The organism is Muricoccus vinaceus (assembly GCF_042433125.1).
Lineage (GTDB): Bacteria > Pseudomonadota > Alphaproteobacteria > Acetobacterales > Acetobacteraceae > Roseomonas > Roseomonas vinacea.
Genome location: NZ_JBHLVZ010000069.1, coordinates 163,111 through 180,365, shown reverse-complemented (window position 1 = coordinate 180,365; position 17,255 = coordinate 163,111). Strand labels below are relative to the sequence as shown.

General features: G+C 72.1%; 18 protein-coding genes. 12 read left to right on the top strand and 6 right to left on the bottom strand.

Annotated features, from left to right (window positions below; translation table 11 throughout):
• The first annotated feature begins 5 nt into the window (after positions 1-5).
• Together ACFFIC_RS19840 and ACFFIC_RS19835 are read left to right on the top strand one after the other, a co-directional pair.
• Positions 6-1,016 (top strand): Bug family tripartite tricarboxylate transporter substrate binding protein, encoded by a 1,011-nt coding sequence (locus ACFFIC_RS19840; RefSeq protein WP_377053547.1) that lies wholly within the window; start codon positions 6-8, stop codon positions 1,014-1,016.
• Complete coding sequence (locus ACFFIC_RS19835; RefSeq protein ID WP_377053545.1) at positions 1,016-1,921, top strand: ADP-ribosylglycohydrolase family protein; 906 nt, start codon at positions 1,016-1,018, stop codon at positions 1,919-1,921. Before ACFFIC_RS19840 ends, ACFFIC_RS19835 begins: the two co-directional genes overlap by 1 nt.
• A gap of 5 nt (positions 1,922-1,926) precedes the next feature.
• On the opposite strand, the gene ACFFIC_RS19830 is transcribed toward ACFFIC_RS19835, so the two are convergent.
• The 4 genes from ACFFIC_RS19830 to ACFFIC_RS19815 form a co-directional block, all read right to left on the bottom strand.
• Positions 1,927-2,379 (bottom strand): hypothetical protein, encoded by a 453-nt coding sequence (locus ACFFIC_RS19830; RefSeq protein WP_377053544.1) that lies wholly within the window; start codon positions 2,377-2,379, stop codon positions 1,927-1,929.
• Positions 2,380-2,399: 20 nt separating this feature from the next.
• Positions 2,400-3,392 carry a GTP 3',8-cyclase MoaA gene (moaA, locus tag ACFFIC_RS19825; protein WP_377053542.1) on the bottom strand — a complete coding sequence of 331 codons (993 nt, stop codon included), beginning with the start codon at positions 3,390-3,392 and terminating at the stop codon, positions 2,400-2,402.
• 83 nt (positions 3,393-3,475) lie between these two features.
• Positions 3,476-4,234 (bottom strand): sulfite exporter TauE/SafE family protein, encoded by a 759-nt coding sequence (locus tag ACFFIC_RS19820; RefSeq protein ID WP_377053540.1) that lies wholly within the window; start codon positions 4,232-4,234, stop codon positions 3,476-3,478.
• A 37-nt stretch (positions 4,235-4,271) separates the two neighbouring features.
• Positions 4,272-4,451 (bottom strand): DUF3553 domain-containing protein, encoded by a 180-nt coding sequence (locus tag ACFFIC_RS19815; RefSeq protein WP_377053538.1) that lies wholly within the window; start codon positions 4,449-4,451, stop codon positions 4,272-4,274.
• A gap of 117 nt (positions 4,452-4,568) precedes the next feature.
• Between ACFFIC_RS19815 and ACFFIC_RS19810 the strand changes: the two genes are divergently transcribed.
• The 6 genes from ACFFIC_RS19810 (at position 4,569) to ACFFIC_RS19785 (ending at position 10,908) form a co-directional block, all read left to right on the top strand.
• Complete coding sequence (locus ACFFIC_RS19810; RefSeq protein ID WP_377053536.1) at positions 4,569-5,201, top strand: histidine phosphotransferase family protein; 633 nt, start codon at positions 4,569-4,571, stop codon at positions 5,199-5,201.
• 74 nt (positions 5,202-5,275) lie between these two features.
• On the top strand, positions 5,276-7,951 hold the full coding sequence (locus ACFFIC_RS19805) for a hybrid sensor histidine kinase/response regulator (protein WP_377053534.1): 2,676 nt from the start codon (positions 5,276-5,278) through the stop codon (positions 7,949-7,951).
• 31 nt (positions 7,952-7,982) lie between these two features.
• Positions 7,983-8,474, top strand: coding sequence for a chemotaxis protein CheW (locus ACFFIC_RS19800; RefSeq protein ID WP_377053532.1), 492 nt, complete (start codon positions 7,983-7,985; stop codon positions 8,472-8,474).
• Between the two features lie 12 nt (positions 8,475-8,486).
• The gene (locus ACFFIC_RS19795) at positions 8,487-8,867 is read left to right on the top strand and encodes a response regulator (protein ID WP_377053530.1); all 381 of its coding nucleotides are present in this window, start codon (positions 8,487-8,489) and stop codon (positions 8,865-8,867) included.
• A complete protein-coding gene (gene cheB / locus ACFFIC_RS19790) occupies positions 8,864-10,096 on the top strand; it encodes a chemotaxis-specific protein-glutamate methyltransferase CheB (protein WP_377053528.1) in 1,233 nt (410 codons plus the stop codon). The genes ACFFIC_RS19795 and cheB overlap by 4 nt, the downstream gene beginning before the upstream one ends.
• On the top strand, positions 10,093-10,908 hold the full coding sequence (locus ACFFIC_RS19785) for a CheR family methyltransferase (protein ID WP_377053526.1): 816 nt from the start codon (positions 10,093-10,095) through the stop codon (positions 10,906-10,908). The genes cheB and ACFFIC_RS19785 overlap by 4 nt, the downstream gene beginning before the upstream one ends.
• Before the next feature lie 140 nt (positions 10,909-11,048).
• Here ACFFIC_RS19785 and ctrA read toward each other — a convergent pair whose 3' ends face one another.
• Positions 11,049-11,801, bottom strand: coding sequence for a response regulator transcription factor CtrA (ctrA, locus tag ACFFIC_RS19780; RefSeq protein WP_377053524.1), 753 nt, complete (start codon positions 11,799-11,801; stop codon positions 11,049-11,051).
• A gap of 162 nt (positions 11,802-11,963) precedes the next feature.
• Here ctrA and ACFFIC_RS19775 point away from each other — a divergent pair, with 162 nt between their 5' ends.
• Together ACFFIC_RS19775 and ACFFIC_RS19770 are read left to right on the top strand one after the other, a co-directional pair.
• Positions 11,964-13,262, top strand: a complete 1,299-nt coding sequence (locus ACFFIC_RS19775) for a FliI/YscN family ATPase (RefSeq protein WP_377053522.1) — start codon at positions 11,964-11,966, stop codon at positions 13,260-13,262.
• Positions 13,259-13,657: a hypothetical protein gene (locus tag ACFFIC_RS19770; protein ID WP_377053520.1), complete on the top strand. Its 399-nt coding sequence runs from the start codon at positions 13,259-13,261 to the stop codon at positions 13,655-13,657. Before ACFFIC_RS19775 ends, ACFFIC_RS19770 begins: the two co-directional genes overlap by 4 nt.
• Here ACFFIC_RS19770 and phhA read toward each other — a convergent pair.
• Positions 13,639-14,544 carry a phenylalanine 4-monooxygenase gene (gene phhA / locus ACFFIC_RS19765; protein ID WP_377053518.1) on the bottom strand — a complete coding sequence of 302 codons (906 nt, stop codon included), beginning with the start codon at positions 14,542-14,544 and terminating at the stop codon, positions 13,639-13,641. The two genes, ACFFIC_RS19770 and phhA, sit on opposite strands and share 19 nt — an antisense overlap.
• Before the next feature lie 114 nt (positions 14,545-14,658).
• On the opposite strand from phhA, the gene ACFFIC_RS19760 reads away from it, so the two are divergent.
• Complete coding sequence (locus ACFFIC_RS19760) at positions 14,659-15,132, top strand: Lrp/AsnC family transcriptional regulator (protein ID WP_377053516.1); 474 nt, start codon at positions 14,659-14,661, stop codon at positions 15,130-15,132.
• A 92-nt stretch (positions 15,133-15,224) separates the two neighbouring features.
• On the top strand, positions 15,225-17,198 hold the full coding sequence (locus tag ACFFIC_RS19755; protein WP_377053514.1) for a methyl-accepting chemotaxis protein: 1,974 nt from the start codon (positions 15,225-15,227) through the stop codon (positions 17,196-17,198).
• The last annotated feature ends 57 nt before the right edge of the window (positions 17,199-17,255 follow it).

Below are 17,255 nucleotides of genomic sequence, written 5' to 3'. Positions count from 1 at the left end.
CCACCATGCCGAACACCACGCGCCGCGCTGCCCTGAGCCTCGGCGGCGCCTCGCTCGCCCTCGGCGGCGCCTCGCTCGCCCTGCCGGCGCTGCACGCCGGCCCCGCCCAGGCCCAGGCGCCCTGGCCCAGCCGCCCGATCCGCCTGCTCGCGCCCTACACCCCCGGCGGTGGCGTGGACACCACGGCCCGCCTTCTCGCGGTGCCCATGGGCGCCGCGCTGGGCCAGCCGGTCGTGGTGGAGAACCGCCCCGGCGCGGGCGGCAGCCTCGGCGCCGGCGAACTCGCCCGCTCCGCGCCGGACGGCCACACCATCATGGTCGATGCCCTCGCCCATGTGGTGAACCCCTTCGTTCTCCGCGGCATGCCCTTCGACTACGCCACCGCCTTCGCGCCCATCAGCCAGGTCGTGGTGCTGCCCCAGCTCCTGGTGGTGGACCCCGCCAAGGTTCCGGCCCGCACGGTCGCCGAGTTCGTCGCCTGGGCGAAGGGCCAGCCCAACCTGTCCTACGGCTCCTCGGGCAATGCCACGGCGGCGCATCTGGCGGCCGCCCTCTTCCTCCAGCGCGCCGGGCTCGACATCCAGCACGTTCCCTACCGCGGCGGCACCGCGGCGCTGCAGGACATGATGAGCGGCAGCACCGCCTTTGTGTTCGGCACCGTCTCCTCCTCCCTCCAGCTCGTGCGGGACGGCCGGCTGCGCGCGCTGGGCGTCACCACCAGCACCCGCATCCCGCCGCTGCCGGACGTCCCGACCATCGCCGAGCAGGGCTTCCCCGGCTACGAGCTGAACGAGTGGAACGGCCTCTACGCTCCCGCCCGCACGCCGCGCCCCGTGGTGCAGCGCCTGTTCGAGGCCGCCCGCGCGGCGCTGGCGGACGAGACGGTGAAGCAGCGCCTGGACGCGCTCGGCGCCATTCCCCTGGGCACCGATCCCGAGGCCTTCACCGCCTATGTCGCCGCCCAGCGCGCGGCCATGGAGCAGATCGTGCGCAGCGCGGGGATCGAGGCGGGCTGATGGCCGCCCCCGCCCGCCGGGACCGCGCCCGCGGCGCGCTCCTCGGCCTCGCCGTGGGCGATGCCCTGGGCACCACGCTGGAATTCTCCCGGCGCGACCAGCATCCCCACCACGGCGAGATGACCGGCGGCGGCCCCTTCGGCCTGGAGCCCGGCCAGTGGACCGACGACACCAGCATGGCCCTCGCCCTCGCCGAGAGCCTGATCGCCCATCCCGCCCTCGATCCCCGCGACCTCATGGAGCGCTTCGTCGCCTGGTGGCGGGAGGGCGCGCTGTCCTGCACCGGCACCTGCTTCGACATCGGCATCGCCACGCGCGATGCCCTGTCGCGCTTCCGCCTCGACGGGAACCCCTTCGCCGGCTCCACCGATCCCCGCTCCGCCGGCAACGGCTCGGTCATGCGCCTCGCCCCGGCGGTGCTGGCGGCGCGGGACGGCGCGGAGGCGCGGCGGATCGCGGTGGAACAGGGCCGCACCACCCATGCCGCGCCCGAGGCCCTGGAAGGCTGCGCCCTGCTCGCGGACCTGCTGCGGGACGCGCTGGCGGGGAAGGGGAGGGAGGCCGTGCTCGCCCCACGCCCATGGCAGGGGGAGCCCGCGGTCGCGGCCATCGCCGCCGGCACCTGGCGCGGCCGGCCAAGGGCCGCCATCCGGTCCTCCGGCTACGTGGTGCACACGATGGAGGCCGCGCTCTGGGCGATCGAGGGCACAACCAGCTTCGAGGCGGCGCTCGTGCGCGCCGTCAACCTGGGCGAGGACGCCGATTCGGTGGGCGCCGTCACCGGGCAGCTGGCCGGCGCGCTCTACGGACTGGAAGGGATCCCGCCGCGATGGCTGGAGCCACTGGCCTGGCGGGACAGGCTGATCGAGACCGCGGACCGGCTGCTGGACGCGGCCGGCAACTGAGCCGCTTACCGGCGCGGCGGGCCCAGCCGCGGCTCGGCCCGGCGCCCGGCCTCCCGGCCGCCCTCGCGGCCCGGCTCGGGCCAGGCGGGCGGGGGCGGGATGGGCGGGGTCATCCGCGGGGCGCGCTCCTCCCGCAGATGGGCCTCGCGCGCCTGCGCACCCCGCAGGGAGGCCTCGGAGCGGGCGAGGGGCGAGTCGTCATAGGCGTCCTCGGCGGCGATGGGCCGGCGGCGCATTCCCCCGGGCTCGGGCAGGCGCAGCGCCAGGCTTCGGATCTCCTGCTGCACCTCGTCCAGCTGCGCCTCGATCGCGTCCAGCCGCGACTTGGTGCCGAAGACGCTGAACGGCATCATCACGAAGGCCAGCACGAAGAGCAGCGCCAGCAGCAGGATGACGAGCCCGCTCCATTCCGGCAGACCGGGGATCGCCAGCCGGGCGACGAGTTCCGAATTCAGCACGCCGCATCACTCCTGTCGCGCTAACCGCCCGTCACGCTCATGTGCCGGCCGACCGAGGGGCGGGCATCGCGCCCGATGACGAAGTCATGCCCCTTCGGCTTGCGGGCAATGGCCGAGAGGATCGCATCCCGCAAGCCCGCATCGCCCACCGAGGGGTCGCGCAGCGGCGCGCGCAGGTCCGCCGCGTCCTCCTGGCCCAGGCACATGTACAGGGTGCCCGTGCAGGTCAGGCGCACGCGGTTGCAGGATTCGCAGAAGTTGTGGGTCATGGGCGTGATGAAGCCGAGCCGCCGCCCGGTTTCGGCCACCGTGTCGTAGCGGGCGGGGCCGCCCGTGCGGTGCTCGCTCGGCAGCAGGGTCCAGCGCTCGGCGATGCGGCGCCGCACGGCGGAAAGCGGCAGGTACTGGTCCGTGCGGTCGCCGGAGATGTCGCCCATGGGCATGGTCTCGATCAGCGTCAGGTCGAAGCCGTGCTCGCCGCACCAGGCGATCATGCGGTCGTATTCGTGCTCGTTCACGCCGCGGAGCGCCACGGCGTTGATCTTCACGTCCAGCCCGGCGGCCTTGGCGGCGAAGATGCCGTCCAGCGTCTGGTCCAGCTTGCCCCAGCGCGTCACGGCGGCGAAGGCGGCGGGGTCCAGCGTGTCCATGGACACGTTGATCCGCCGCACGCCCGCGCGGAACAGGTCGTCCGCCATCTTGGTCAGCTGCGTGCCGTTGGTGGTGACCGTCAGCTCCTGGAGGCCGCCGCCGCCGCCGATGCGCCGCCCCAGCCCCTGGAACAGCTGCATCACCCCGCGCCGCACCAGCGGCTCCCCGCCCGTCAGGCGGATGCGCTCGACACCCAGGTCGATGAAGGCGCCACAGAGCCGCTCCAGCTCCTCCAGGGTGAGAAGCTCCTTCTTCGGCAGGAAGGTCATGTCCTCGGCCATGCAATAGACGCAGCGAAGGTCGCAGCGGTCCGTCACCGAGACGCGGAGATAGGAGATCCGCCGGCCGAACGGATCGAGCATGGAGGGGGGCGCTCCCAGGGGGAAAGGAGAGGAGTGGAAAGGGGAACTTGGCTCCCCACCCCCACCCTCCGCAAGGGCGGGGCCTATGCGGCCAGCGCGATGCCGCCGGCCAGCACCAGCGCGCCGAAGGCGCAGCGGCGGTACCAGGCGGTGGGAATCACGTGGAACAGTCGCGCCCCCAGCCGGACGCACATCACCATCAGCGGCAGCAGCACGGCCGTGCGGATCATCGCCGTCGCATCGATCAGCCCGGCCAGCAGGGGCGGGACCACGGCCACGATCGCGATCAGCCCGAAGAACAGGATGAGGTTGGCCCGGTGGCGCCGCGCCTCCTCCGGACCGGAAAGGAAGTAGAGGATGATGGGTGGCCCCGACATGCCCGTGGCCCCCTTGAGCAGCCCGCCCAGCGCCCCGACCGCGAGGTTCAGCGGCAGGGGCCGCGGCCCCCGGTAGCGCCAGGGGGACAGGAGAAGGAGCCCGAACACCAGCACCAGCGCCCCGATCGCCCGGCGCAGCACGAGCCCATCGGCATAGAGCAGCACCGAGGCGCCCAGCGGCGTGGCCAGAACCGCGGCAAGCCCGATCGGCAGCACCATGCGCCGGTCCGCTTCGTGCAGGGAGCGCGGCAGGAGCTGGATCGAGACGATCAGTTCGATCAGCAGCAGCACCGGCACGCCGGCCCGGGGTCCCCAGAGGGTTGAAAGGATTGGCGCCAGCAGGATCGCCGTGCCGAAGCCGGAATAGCCCCGCATCACCCCCGCCACCGCCACGGCGAAGGCCGCGAGCAGGAAGGAGGGGGTGAGCACCGCCGCGGCGAGGATGCCGCCGGGCCCGCTCAGCACCGCGGGCAGCCCGGGGCTGGCCGCTGGCCAGGGCGCGTCAAGGCGCAGAGCCGTCGATGATGTCGAGCACGACCTGGGCGGTGTTGATCAGCAGCTTCCCCGCATTCTCGAAGTTCACCGTCACGCGGTCGCCCACCACGGACTGCACCTGCCCCATGCCCCATTCGGGGCGGCCGGGGTGGCGCACATACTGGCCGGGCTCGAAGATGCTGTTCATGAGACCATGCCACCCATCGCCCTCGCCGAGGATGGAATCCGACCTTCCCCTCCGCCCGCTTTACTAGCCATCAAGGCCGCAGGTGGCAAAAAGGGCCTTCCCTTCAGGAGCGCACGGATGAACGTGCTGTCCATCGCGCAGGATCTTTGCGCGCGCATTTGCCACGATGTCGGCGGCCCGCTGGGTGCCCTGTCCGGCGCCCTCGACCTCGCGGAGGTGGAGCCTGTGGAGGCGCTGTCCGTCGCGCGGGACGGAGCGGCCGCCATGCGGCTCCGGCTGCGGCTCTGGCGCGCTGTGGCGGGGGCGGGGGCGGGGCCGCTGGGGCGGAGCGGGCTTGCGGAGCTTCTCGACGGCAGCCTTTCGAGCGGGCGGGTGTCGGCGGACCTGTCGGGCCTGCCCGAGGAACCGCTGCCCGCGCCGGTGGCGCAGCTCGCGCTGGCCGCGGTGATGCTGGGCAGCGAGGCCCTGCCGCGCGGCGGCGCGGTGCATCTGGCGGGCGACGGCTCAGGGCTGGCGCTTTGGCCGGAAGGGCGCAACGCCGCCTGGCCCGTCGCCCTGACCGCCGCCCTGGCCGGGCAGGCGGTGAGCGGCCCGCGCGACGTGATGGCGCCGTTCCTGATGCACCTGGCGGAAACGGCGGGCATGGAGGTGGCCCTGGCCATGGGCCGGGACGGCGCGGCGGCGCCCCTGACGCTCACCCCTCACGGCAGCATGTCCAGGCGCGCCGGCGCATCCCCGCACCAGCCATGAGAAGCGGCGGGGCTTTACCGAATCTTTGGCCCCGCCCCGCATCCTGTTCCCCGCAGATGGCTTGCGGGATTCCCATGGACGATTTGATCGCCGATTTCCTGACCGAGACGGGCGAGGGGCTGGCCGGGCTCGACACAGCGCTGCTGCGCCTGGAACGGCACCCGGACGACCCCCGCACGATCGGGGAGATCTTTCGCCTCATCCACACCATCAAGGGAACCTGCGGCTTTCTCGGCCTCGGCCGGTTGGAGCGGGTGGCCCATGCCGGGGAAAACGTGCTGGGCCGCTACCGGGACGGCTCGCTGCCCGTCACCTCGGGCGGGGTATCGCTGATCCTGCGGGTGGTGGACCGCGTGCGTGAGATCATGGCGGGGCTGGAGGCATCCGGCACCGAGCCGCCGGGTGACGACAGTGCCATCATCGCCGAGCTGGACGCGGTGTTCGCCGGCCAGGCGGCGGCCGAGGACGCGCCTGCGATCCCCGAAGGCCCCCCCGCCGCCGAGCGCCGGCCCAGCGGCGCCGGTGCCGCGGAGGAGGCTGTCCCGGGCGAGCCGGAGCCAGGGCCGGACAGTCCGCCCGAAGCCGAGCAGGAAGCGAGGGCGGTTGAACTGAGGCCGGCCGGCACGAAGGGGGAGGGGACGAAGGCCGCCGAAGCCAGGCCGGGTGCCGCCGAGCCCCCCGCCCCGGCCGCCGAGGGCATCGGCGTGGCCCAGACGCTGCGCGTGAACGTGGACGTGCTGGAAAGCCTGATGACCCTGGTGAGCGAGCTCGTGCTGACGCGCAACCAGCTCCTCCAGCTCTCCCGCGCGCGCAACGACACGGCGCTGACCGGCCCCTTGCAGCGCCTGTCGCACATCACCTCCGAGCTGCAGGAAGGGGTGATGAAGACCCGCATGCAGCCGATCGGCAATGCCTGGAAGGGCCTGCCCCGCCTCGTGCGCGACCTGTCGCGCGAGCTGGGCAAGCGGATCGAGCTGGAGATGCGCGGCGCCGACACGGAGCTCGACCGGCAGGTGCTGGAGATGATCCGCGACCCGCTGACCCACATGGTCCGCAACTCCGGCGACCACGGGCTCGAGGGCCCGGCCGAGCGGCGCGAGGCCGGCAAGCCCGAGGCCGGCCGCATCATGCTCGACGCCTATCACGAGGGCGGGCACATCATCATCGAGGTGGGCGACGACGGCCGCGGCCTGCCCGTGGAGAAGATCCGCGCCAAGGTGCTGGCACAAGGGTTGGCCACCGAGCAGGAGCTGGCGGGAATGGGGGAGCGCGACATCCAGCGCTTCATCTTCCGCGCCGGCTTCTCCACCGCCGCCAGCGTCACCTCCGTATCCGGCCGCGGCGTCGGCATGGACGTGGTGAAGACCAACGTGGAGAAGATCGGCGGCACCATCGACCTCCGCTCCCGCGAGGGGCGCGGCACCACCTTCCTCATCAAGATCCCGCTGACGCTCGCCATCGTCTCCGCCCTGATCGTCGAGGCGGGCGGCGAACGCTTCGCCATCCCGCAGATCGGCGTGGTGGAGCTGGTGCGGGCCGGCGACGGGGTGATGCACATCAAGGACGCGCCCGTGCTGCGGCTGCGCGACCGGTTGCTGCCGCTGGTTTCGCTGTCGCGCCTGCTGCGCCTGGACGATCGTCCGGCCGAGGAGACCAAGGCCTCGGCGGAGCGCGGCGGCTTCGTGGTGGTGACACAGGTCGGGCAGAACCTGTTCGGCATCATCGTGGACCGCGTCTTCGACACGGAGGAGATCGTGGTGAAGCCGGTGGCGCCGATCCTTCGCCACGTCACGATGTTCAGCGGCAACACCATCCTCGGCGACGGGTCGGTGATCATGATCCTGGACCCGAACGGCATCGCCCGCGCCACGGGCGTGGGTGCGGAGGCGATGCAGGAGGACCGGCGCGGCGCTTCCGTCGCCGCCGCGACCTCGGCCGAGCGCCTGTCGCTGCTGCTGTTCCGCGCGGGTGGTGGCGCGCCGCGCGCGGTGCCGCTGGGCCTCATCGCCCGGCTGGAGGACCTGCCGGCGGAGCGGATCGAGATGTCGCACGGCCTGCCCGTGGTGCAGTACCGCGGCGCGCTGATGCCGCTGGTGCCGATGACCGAAGGCTGGGTGCCGCCCGAGCCCGGCGGGCGGCAGGCCGTGCTGGTGTTCAACGACAGCGGCCGCGCGATGGGCCTGGCCGTGGACGAGATCCTCGACGTGGTCGAGGAAACGCTGAAGATCGAGAATGGACAGGAGCGGCCCGGCTTCCTCGGCACCGCCGTGATCGCGGGCCGCGCGACGGAGGTGGTGGACTGCGCCTGGTGGCTGCGGCAGGCCGGTGAGGACTGGTTCGGGCCTCAGCGCCCCGCCTCGACCAGCCGCCCGCGCATCCTGGTGGTGGAGGACAGCGCCTTCTTCCGCAACATGCTGGTCCCCGCCCTCGGCGCCGCCGGCTTCGAGGTGACGGCGGCGGCGAGCGGCACGCAGGCGCTGAAGCTGCGCGAGGCCGGGGAAAGCTTCGACGCCATCGTCTCGGACATCGAGATGCCGGAGCTGGACGGGCTGGGCCTGGCACGGGCCGTGCGCGACGGCGGCGCCTGGCACGACACGCCGATGATCGCGCTGACCTCGCACACCGATGCGGCGGCGGTGGCCCGCAGCCGCGAGGCGGGCTTCGCGGACCACGTGCCGAAGTTCGACCGCGACGCCCTGCTCGGGGCGCTGCGCGGCTGTCTGGCCGAGATGCCGGCCGGCCGGCGCTGAACCGCACCATCCCATCCAGCAGGAGCTGAACATGGAAGCCGCCCTGGCCCACCGCCGCGCCCCAGTGCCCGCCGCAGCCGACGCCGCCATTCTCACCCTCACCGTCGCAGGGCAACTCTGCGGCGTGCCGGTCCTGGGGGTGCGGGACATCCTCGGGCCGCAGGCCATCACGCCTATCCCGCTGGCGCCACCCGAGGTCGCGGGCGGGCTGAACCTGCGCGGGCGCATCGTGACCGCGGTGGACCTGCGGCGCCGGCTGGGCCTGCCGCCGCGCAATCCGGCCGGCCCGCCCCCGATGAGCGTGGTGGTGGAAGGCGGCGGCGAGCTCTACGCACTGCTGGCCGATTCGGTCGGTGACGTGCTGGCTCTGCCCGAATCCGGCCTGGCCCCCAATCCGCCGACCCTGGATCCGCTGTGGCAGGGTGTCTGCGCCGGCGTGCACCAGAATGTTCCGGACGGCGGGGAGGCCCCAGGGCGCCTGCTGATCATGCTGGACGTCGAGCGCGTCCTGGATATCGGCTGAGGAGGACGGGAGATGCCGGACTGTCTGGTGGTGGATGACAGCCGCACGGTGCGGCGTGCCGCGCGGCGGATGCTGGAGGCATTGGGCTTCGCCGTGCGCGAGGCCGAGGATGGTCAGCAGGCGCTGGAGGCCTGCCGCGCCGCGCTGCCCACGCTTGTGCTGCTGGACTGGAACATGCCGGTCATGGACGGCATCACCTTCCTCCGCCACGCGCGGGAGGAGTTCGGCCCTGACGAACCGCGCATCATGCTCTGCACCACCGAGAGCGACTTCTCGCGCATCGTGACGGCGCTGGAGGGTGGCGCGCAGGAATACATCATGAAGCCCTTCGACGAGGCGATCCTTGCGGGCAAGCTCGAGGTGCTCGGGCTGCTGCCAGGCGAGGTGGCGTGAGCGGGGCATCTCCGGGCGGAATGCCGGGCGCCCTGACGGGCGTGGCCGCCGCGCACGACGCCCGCCCTGTGCGGGTGATGATCTGTGACGACAGCGCGACGGTGCGCGGCCTCCTCGCGCGGCTGCTGGGTGCGGACTCCGCGATCGAGGTGGTGGCGCGCGTTGCGGACGGGCGGCAAGCGCTGGACGCGCTGCCCTCCGCCCGGCCGGACGTGGTGCTGCTCGACCTCGAGATGCCGGTGATGGACGGCATGACGGCCTTGCCGCTGATGATGCGCGCGGCGCCGCGCTTGGCGGTGATCGTGGCGAGCGCGCTGACGCAGCGGGGCGCGGCCGCGGCCATGGCGGCGCTGCGGGCCGGGGCCTGCGACTACATCCCCAAGCCCGGGGCGGGTCGTGGCGGGGCAGCGGACCCGGTGTTCCGGGCCGAACTGCTGGAAAAGGTGAAGGGTTGGGCGCGAATGCGCCAGGCATCGCTTCCGCCACCGGCCGCGGCGCAGCAGGCTCCGGCCCCCTCTGCGCCCATGCCGCAGCATGTGGGAGGGATCGTCGGGCCACGCCCACCGGTGTCTGCCGCGTCCGCCCCGGCCGAGCCGGTTCGGCCGGCAAGGCCACAGTCGGCGCGGCGGCCCTCGCTGGTGGCGGTGGGCTCCTCCACCGGGGGGCCGCAGGCGCTGGCTGCGTTCGTGCGGGGCCTGTCTGTCTTGCCTTCGGTGCCGCTGGTGATCGTGCAGCACATGCCCGCGGGCTTTACCGCCATGCTGGCCGACCACCTGGATCGATTGGGCGTGCTGCGCGTTACGGAAGCGAAGGAAGGCGAGTTGCTGCAGGCGGGCCATGCCTATCTGGCGCCGGGAGACCGGCACCTTCTGGTGGAGCGGGGCGGGGACGGGCTGGTGGCGCGCCTGCGCGACGACCCGCCCGAGCACTTCTGCCGCCCCGCTGTGGACCCGATGCTGCGCAGCGCCGAGCGTGCTTGCGAGGGACGGGTGCTGGCGGTGATCCTGACCGGCATGGGCCAGGACGGACTGTCCGGTTGCCGGAGCCTTTCCGCCGCGGGCGGGACGGTAATGGCGCAGGACGAGGCGTCCTCGGTGGTTTGGGGCATGCCAGGCGCAGTGGCGCGGGCGGGCCTCGCACGGGAGTTGCTGCCGCCGGAGCGGTTGGGCGCCAGGGTTTCGGCCATCCTGGCCGGGGCGGGCGCGGAGACAGGGAGAATGGCGTCGTGAGCGGAGCAGCCTTCGAGACGATTGCGGGGCTGGTCCGCTCGCGTGCCGGAATCGTGCTGGGGGCCGACAAGGCCTACATGTTGGACACGCGTCTCGGAGGGCTGATGCGCGAGCACGGGCTGGCCGGGCTGGACGCTCTGGCGGCCAGGTTGCGCGCGCCGGGGAGCGAGCGCCTGGCGACCGCCGTGACGGAGGCACTGACCACCAACGAGTCCTTTTTCTTCCGCGATGGCAAGCCCTTCGAGCACCTGCGCCGCGTGCTGCCCCGGATGGCGGCGGCCCGCGGCGGAGCCCAGCGGTTGCGCGTGCTGTCCGCCGCCTGCTCCACGGGGCAGGAGGGGTATTCCGTCTGCATGGTGGCCGAGGCCCTTGGACTGGCGTCGCGCATCGAGGTGGTCGGGACGGATCTCAGCCAGGAGGTGGTGCGCCGGGCGCGGGAAGGGCTTTACTCGCAGTTCGAGGTCCAGCGCGGGCTTCCCGTGCAGATGCTGGTGAAGCATTTCCGGCAGGAGGGCACACAGTGGCGCATCTCCGCCGCCATGCGGGCGCTGGCCCGGTTCGAGACGGGCAACCTCCTGGGTGACCTGCGGCCCCTCGGCACGTTCGACGTCATCTTCTGCCGCAACGTGCTCATCTACTTCGATGCGCCAACAAAGACGCGGGTGCTCTCGGCGTTGGCGGATCGGCTGGCACCGGACGGGATGCTTTATCTCGGCGGCGCGGAAACGGTGTTAGGGCTGACTGATCGCTTCGCGACCATGCAGGGAGAGCGAGGCGTCTATTCGCTCGCGGGGCGGGCGGCAGCGGCCTGAACAGCGGGCTCGACGCCCGGGCGGGTGCCGTATGTGCCGCGCTCTCCGGCTGCGGCGTGAAGGGGCGCACGGGCGCTCCTCGCTCGTAAGGAGGAGACTGCCCGTGCCATGCGGGGCGGACGAAGGGCGCTTTCCCTCGCTCAGGCCGCCGTGCGCGCCAGGGAGCCGGTGGCATTCCCGCCGCCCGCATCGGCCGCGTTGAGCGAGCGCATCGGCGAGGAGGCGGGATCGCGGAGCACGTAGCCGCGGCCCCATACGGTGCCGATCAGTTCGTCGCATCCAGCTTGCGCCAGCTTCTTGCGGAGCTTGCAGATGAAGACGTCGATGATCTTCACCTCTGGTTCGTCCATTCCGCCATAAAGGTGGTTCAGGAAGGCTTCCTTGGTCATCACCATGCCTTTCCGGAGGGTGAGGAGCTCCAGGATCGCGTATTCCTTGCCCGTCAGGTGAACCGGCCGGCCGGCGACGGTGGCCTCCCGCGCGCTGAGGTCCAGGGTCAGTCGGCCAACGGTGATGCTGGGCTGGGCGAAGCCCTTGGTGCGGCGGACGATGGCCTGGATGCGGGCGATCAGCTCCTGGCTGTCGAAGGGCTTCACGATGAAGTCGTCCGCGCCGAGGCCGAAGCCCTTCACCTTCGCTCCTGGCCGGGACAGGCCGGACAGGATCAGCACAGGGGTGTTGCTGCGTGCGGCACGCAGGCGGCGCACCACCTCGTAGCCTTCCATGTCCGGCAGCATGAGGTCGAGGATCACGATGTCGTAGTCGTAGAGCCGGGCGAGCTCGAGCGCCTCCTCCCCGGTGTCGGCGGCATCCACGATCATGCCCTGGGTTTTGAGCATGAGGGTGACCCCGCGCGACGTGGTCAGGTCGTCTTCCACCAGCAGAACGCGCATTGTTCGTTCCTCTCTCGTTCCGAATGCATTTAGACAACTTATGCGCGAGTGGTGAAGGGGTATTTTCATCATCAAGGTGTATTAAGATACGAGACTGAGGATAAAAAAATGCTCTGCTCCCCTGGAAAGGCGATCTCCGGGTTGAGGCATGCTCCAAATTTGATGAGCAATGTCAGTGTTCTGAGCCGCCACGGTCAGGTTCGGGCGGTCCACGGGCTCTCCTTGGAAGTTGCCGGTCTGTTCCCGCAACCGCCTATCGGTGGTTGCATCGATGTTCGCATTGGGGTCGGGCCGGGTATGCACGCCGAGGTTGTGTCCGTGCGGGATGGCGTGGCGCTGGCGGTGGGAGGGCAGGGACTCGAGGGGATGGCGGTCGGCGCGCGCGTGGAGGATGCCGGCTCTCTCGCGGTTTACCCCAGCGAGACCTGGCTGGGGCGGGTTGTGGACCCCCGCGGGCGGCCGGTGGATGGGCGCGGCCCGCTGCCGCAGGGCCCCGGCCTCCGGCGGCTGCGCGCGCAGCCGCCGGAGGCCGGCACACGGGCGCGGCTCGGGCCACGGCTGGACCTGGGCGTGCGCGCGCTGGACGCCTTCGCCACCGCACGGCGCGGGCAGCGGCTGGGGCTTTTCGCGGCCTCGGGCGTGGGCAAGTCCAGCCTGATGGCCATGCTGGCGCGCCATGCGGATTGCGACGTGGCGGTGATCGGGCTGGTGGGTGAGCGCGGGCGGGAGCTGCGCGAATTCGTGGAGGACGACCTGGGCGCGGCGGGGCTGGCGCGCAGCGTGGTGGTCTGCGCGACCTCCGACCAGGCACCGCTGATGCGGCGGGATGCGGCGCTGGCGGCCATGGCGGTGGCGGAGCACTTCCGGGACCAAGGCAAGCGCGTGTTGCTGTTGATGGACAGCGTGACGCGTTTCGCCATGGCGCTGCGCGAGATTGGACTTTCCGCCGGGGAGCCGCCGGCGACACGGGGCTATCCACCGAGCGTCTTCGCCGAGTTGCCACGCTTGCTGGAGCGGGCAGGACCCGGCGCCGAGGACTGTGCCGGTTCGATCACCGGGCTGTTCACCGTGCTGGTGGAGGGGGACGACCACGACGAGCCCGTGGCCGATGCCGTGCGCGGCATCCTGGACGGTCACGTGGTGCTGGACCGGCGGATCGGGGAAGGTGGACGCTACCCGGCGGTGGACGTGCTGCGCAGCCTCTCCCGCACCGTGCCCGGCTGTCTGGAGCCGCCGGAGCGGGCCATCCTGTTCCGGGCGCGGCGGATCCTCGCGCTGCACCGGGACATGGCGGACATGGTGCGGCTGGGCGCCTACCGGGCCGGCAGCGACCCGGCGGTCGACGAAGCGATGCGAGTCGCCCCGGCGATCGAGGAGGTGTTGCGCCAGGGCAAGGAGGAGGCCGGCAGCGTGGCCGGAGCCTTCGCGGCGCTGGCGCTGGCTATGGGGCCCGAAGCATGAGGCCGAATCCCCTCGCGGTGCTGGCACGGCTGCGCGGGGCGGAGACGATGGCCGCCCGCCGGCACCTGGCTGAGGACCTGGCCCGGTGCGAAGCCGCAGAGCGGACGGCGCTGGCCGCCGCGCGGGCCCTGCTGGAGGAAGGGCGGCACGGGGGCGGCTACGCGGCCTGGCTTCCGCGCGGCGTGGCGCAGCGCGACGCGGCGGCGGCGGCGGCCAGGCAGGCGGGGCTGCGGGCGGAGCAGGCAGGCGTCGCCCTGGCCGCGGCACGGGCGGCCGAGCGTGCGGTGGAGGAACTGGCCGGCCTGCAGGCCGCGACGCTCCGGCGGGCCGCGCTGCGGGACGCGCAGCGCGCCCTGGACGAAGCGGGGGCGCGCGGTCACCTGACGAGGTTCTGAGCCCCCCACGGCACGTCGCCAGGCGTGATGGCACCGGGTGGGATGGAGGCGGCGGCCAAGGCGTCCTCCAGCAGGGCAGGGGCCTGCTCAATGGCGGCATAAAGCTCGGCGAAGTCGCGGATGACGAAATAGGCGGGCTGCACGTCGTCGATCCGGTAGGCGCTACGGAGCACGCGGGCCATGTTGAAGCGCAGGCGTTGCGGCGCACCCGGACGGTCCTGCGGCGCGAGGGCATGCAGAGTTTCGGTGCGGGAGGACAGGATGCCCGCGCCATAGGCGCGCAGCCCGTCGCGCTCGGCGATCAGGCCGAATTCCACCATGAACCAGTAGAAGCGGGCGAGCGGCGCGAGCTGGCCGCGGGCCTCGGCGTCGAGCCCGAGACGGCCATAGGCTTCGAGGAAGCTGGCGTAGTCGGGATTGGTCAGGAGCGGCACATGGCCGAGGAAGTCGTGGAAGATGTCGGGCTCCACGATGTAGTCCAGTTCCTCGGGGCGGCGGATCCATTCCGTGACGGGAAAGCGGCGGCGGGCGAGCAGCGCGAAGAACTGCGCGTCCGGCAGCAGGCCCGGGCAGGGGACGAGCTCCCAGCCGGTGGCGGCCCGAAGAATGGCGGAGGCATCGTGGAGCGTGGGCACGGCGCTGTCGCAGCGAAGGCGGTCCAGCCCTTCCAGCCAGGCGGAGGCGGCCCGCCCGGGAAAGATGGCCCGCTGGCGGGCGACCAGCGTGCGCCAGGTGGCATGGTCCTCTCCGGATCGCTCCATGGTGCCCTCCGGCAGGGTGCCATCGGGGCGGGCACGGTCGTAGTCGCCGCGCAGGCCCTGGGGCAGGGCGGCGGTGCCGAGGATGCCCGGGGTGCTGTCCGGAACCGGTTGGATCGTGGCTTCCATGGCGTGAACTCCCTTGTTGCATCCAGGATAGGACGGCTACTCCGGTGAAAGGCGGCAAATCGCACCGGGTGGCCGGGCAGATTGAGGGATAAGCCACTGTGCTGGGGGGTTAGGATGGCGAAAAGCACTCCGGTTCTCGATGCCGTGGATCGGCGCATCCTGCGCGCGCTCCAGCGGGACGGGCGCTTGCCGGTGGTGACGCTGGCCGAGCAGGTCGGGCTTTCGCCCACCCCTTGCCAGCGGCGCCTGCGGCGGCTGGAGGAGGAGGGGGTGATCGGGCGTTATGCCGCCGTGATCGATCCCGGCCGCGTGGGCCTGCCTTTGCAGGCCTTCGTGATGGTGGCCCTGTCCAGCCATGCGGAGGATGTGGTGGAGGGCTTCCAGCGCGCCCTATCGGCCCGACCGGAGGTGCTGGCGGCCTATGCCATGAGCGGGGAGATGGACTACCTTCTGCATATCCTCGCCGCGGATTTCGAATCCTACGCCGACTTCGCCATGCGCGCCCTGCTGCGCATGCCCGGGGTGAAGGAAACCCGCTCCTCCTTCGTGCTGACGGCGCTCAAGCCGCCGGGCGAGGTGCCGGTTTAGGCGCGGGCCTGAGCGCCGCCTTTCAGGAATTCATAACGACATCGTGCCAAAATGCCGCCTGACGAGCCGAGCCTGGCCGGAGGGCAGCGACAATGCGTGACAACGGACCGATCACCACCAAGGAGGTGCCACTTCCCGAGGCTGCCCTGCTGGTGTCGCAAACGGACACAAGCGGGCGGATCACCTTTGCCAACGACGCCTTCGTGCAGGTCAGCGGCTTCACGCGCGAGGAGCTGATCGGCGCGCCGCACAACCTCGTCCGCCACCCGCACATGCCGCAGGCCGCCTTTCACGATCTGTGGCGCACGGTCCGGGCGGGCAAGCCTTGGGAAGGATTGGTGAAGAACCGGGCCAAGGACGGCGCCTTCTACTGGGTGCGGGCCAATGTGACGCCGGTGATGGAAGGCGGCGTGCTGCAAGGCTTCATCTCCATCCGCACCCGCCCCGACAAGGCCGAGGTCGCGGCGGCGGAGGCCGCCTACGCGGCCATCCGGGAGGGGCGTGGCCGAGGGCTCCGCGTCATGGGCGGCGCGATCGTCCGCAGCGGGCCAGCCGCGCGCTGCCTTGCGGCGACACGAGGCATCGCGGCCGGGATCGCGATTGATCTCGGCTTCGTTGGAGCTGCCGTCGCAGCCAGCCTGGTGGCCGGGGCCTATGGCGTGGGATGGGAGATGCGGGCGGGCGCCCTGTTCGGTGTCGCGCTGCTGGTGACGGCCCATGCCGTCACGACGGTGGCCCGGATGCGGCGCGCCTTTCGGCGGATCGACGTGCAGTTCGGCGCGCTCGCGCGCGGCGACCTGCGGGAAGCGATCGAGGATTCCGCGGTGCCGGAGCTGCGCTCCGTCACCGGCTTCCTCCGCAGCCTGCGGGCCAAGCTGGCCTATGCCGAGGAGGTCAGGGCGCAGCGCGAACGCGACGCCGCGCTTGAGCGCGTCGCGGCGCTGCGGGAGATGGCCGACGAGGTAGAGGCCGCGGCCCATCGTTCCAGCGACGAGGTGACGGCAACGACGGTGGAAATGGCCGGCGAGGCCACCGGCATGGCCGACGCGGCGGATTCCGTGGGCGTGCACGCCGAAACCGCGGTGCGCGCCGCGGGGGATGCGCTGGCGAGCGCCCAGACCATGGCCGCCGCCGCAGAGGAACTGGCGGTGTCCATCGGCGGCATCACGGAGCGGGTGAACGAGGCGAGCGACACGACGCGGGCGGCGGTGGAGGAAAGCGACGCCGCGCAACAGGCCATCCGCCATTTGCGCAGCGAGGTGGAGCAGGTCGGGCAGATCACCTCCCTGATCGCGGACATCGCCAGCCAGACCCATCTCCTGGCGCTCAACGCCACGATCGAGGCGGCACGAGCCGGTGAATCCGGCCGGAGCTTCGCGGTGGTCGCCGGCGAGGTGAAGAAGCTGGCGGGACAGACCGAGAAGGCCACGGAGGAGATCGCCCGGCAGATCGCGCAGATCCAGCAGGCCACCACGGACACGGTGGGCGCGGTGGCGCGCATCAGCGGCAAGGTTGGCCAGATCGACGAGGTTTCCGCCGCGATCGCCGCCGCCATGGAGCAGCAGAGCGACGCGACGCGCGAGATCAGCCGTTCGGTCGCCGAGGCGGCGACGGCGGCGCAATCGGTGACCGAGGTGATGGCGGGGGTGCTGCAGATCGCGGCGGAAGCCAGTGGAAAGGCCCGGCGCCTCCGCGCCGAGGCCGGCGGGCTGGCGGAGAGGGCCAGCCACTCGCGCAGCAGCATGGTGCATTCGGTCCGCACCTCGGTGGCCGAGGCGGAGCGGCGGACCCATCACCGCCGGACGGTGGATGAGCCTTGCGAGCTGCTGATCGCCGGCGAGGTCCATGCGGGCCAGGTGGTCGATCTGTCGGAGCAGGGCGCGCGGGTGCTGGTGGGCGCCACCTGCCACGCGGGAACGGCGGCGGAGCTGCGCCTGCCGGGACGAGGGCTTCGCTTGCCCTGCAAGGTGGTGTCCAACCGGGGAGCGGAGGGGATAGGGCTGGCCTTCGCCGCCCCGATCACGCTGCCGGCTTCCCTCGGCGGCGTGGAGATGGAGGCGGCCTGAGCGACGGCCGCCTTGGATTTGCCGGCCGAAGGGCCGTGGCCTAGCCTCCCTTCCAAC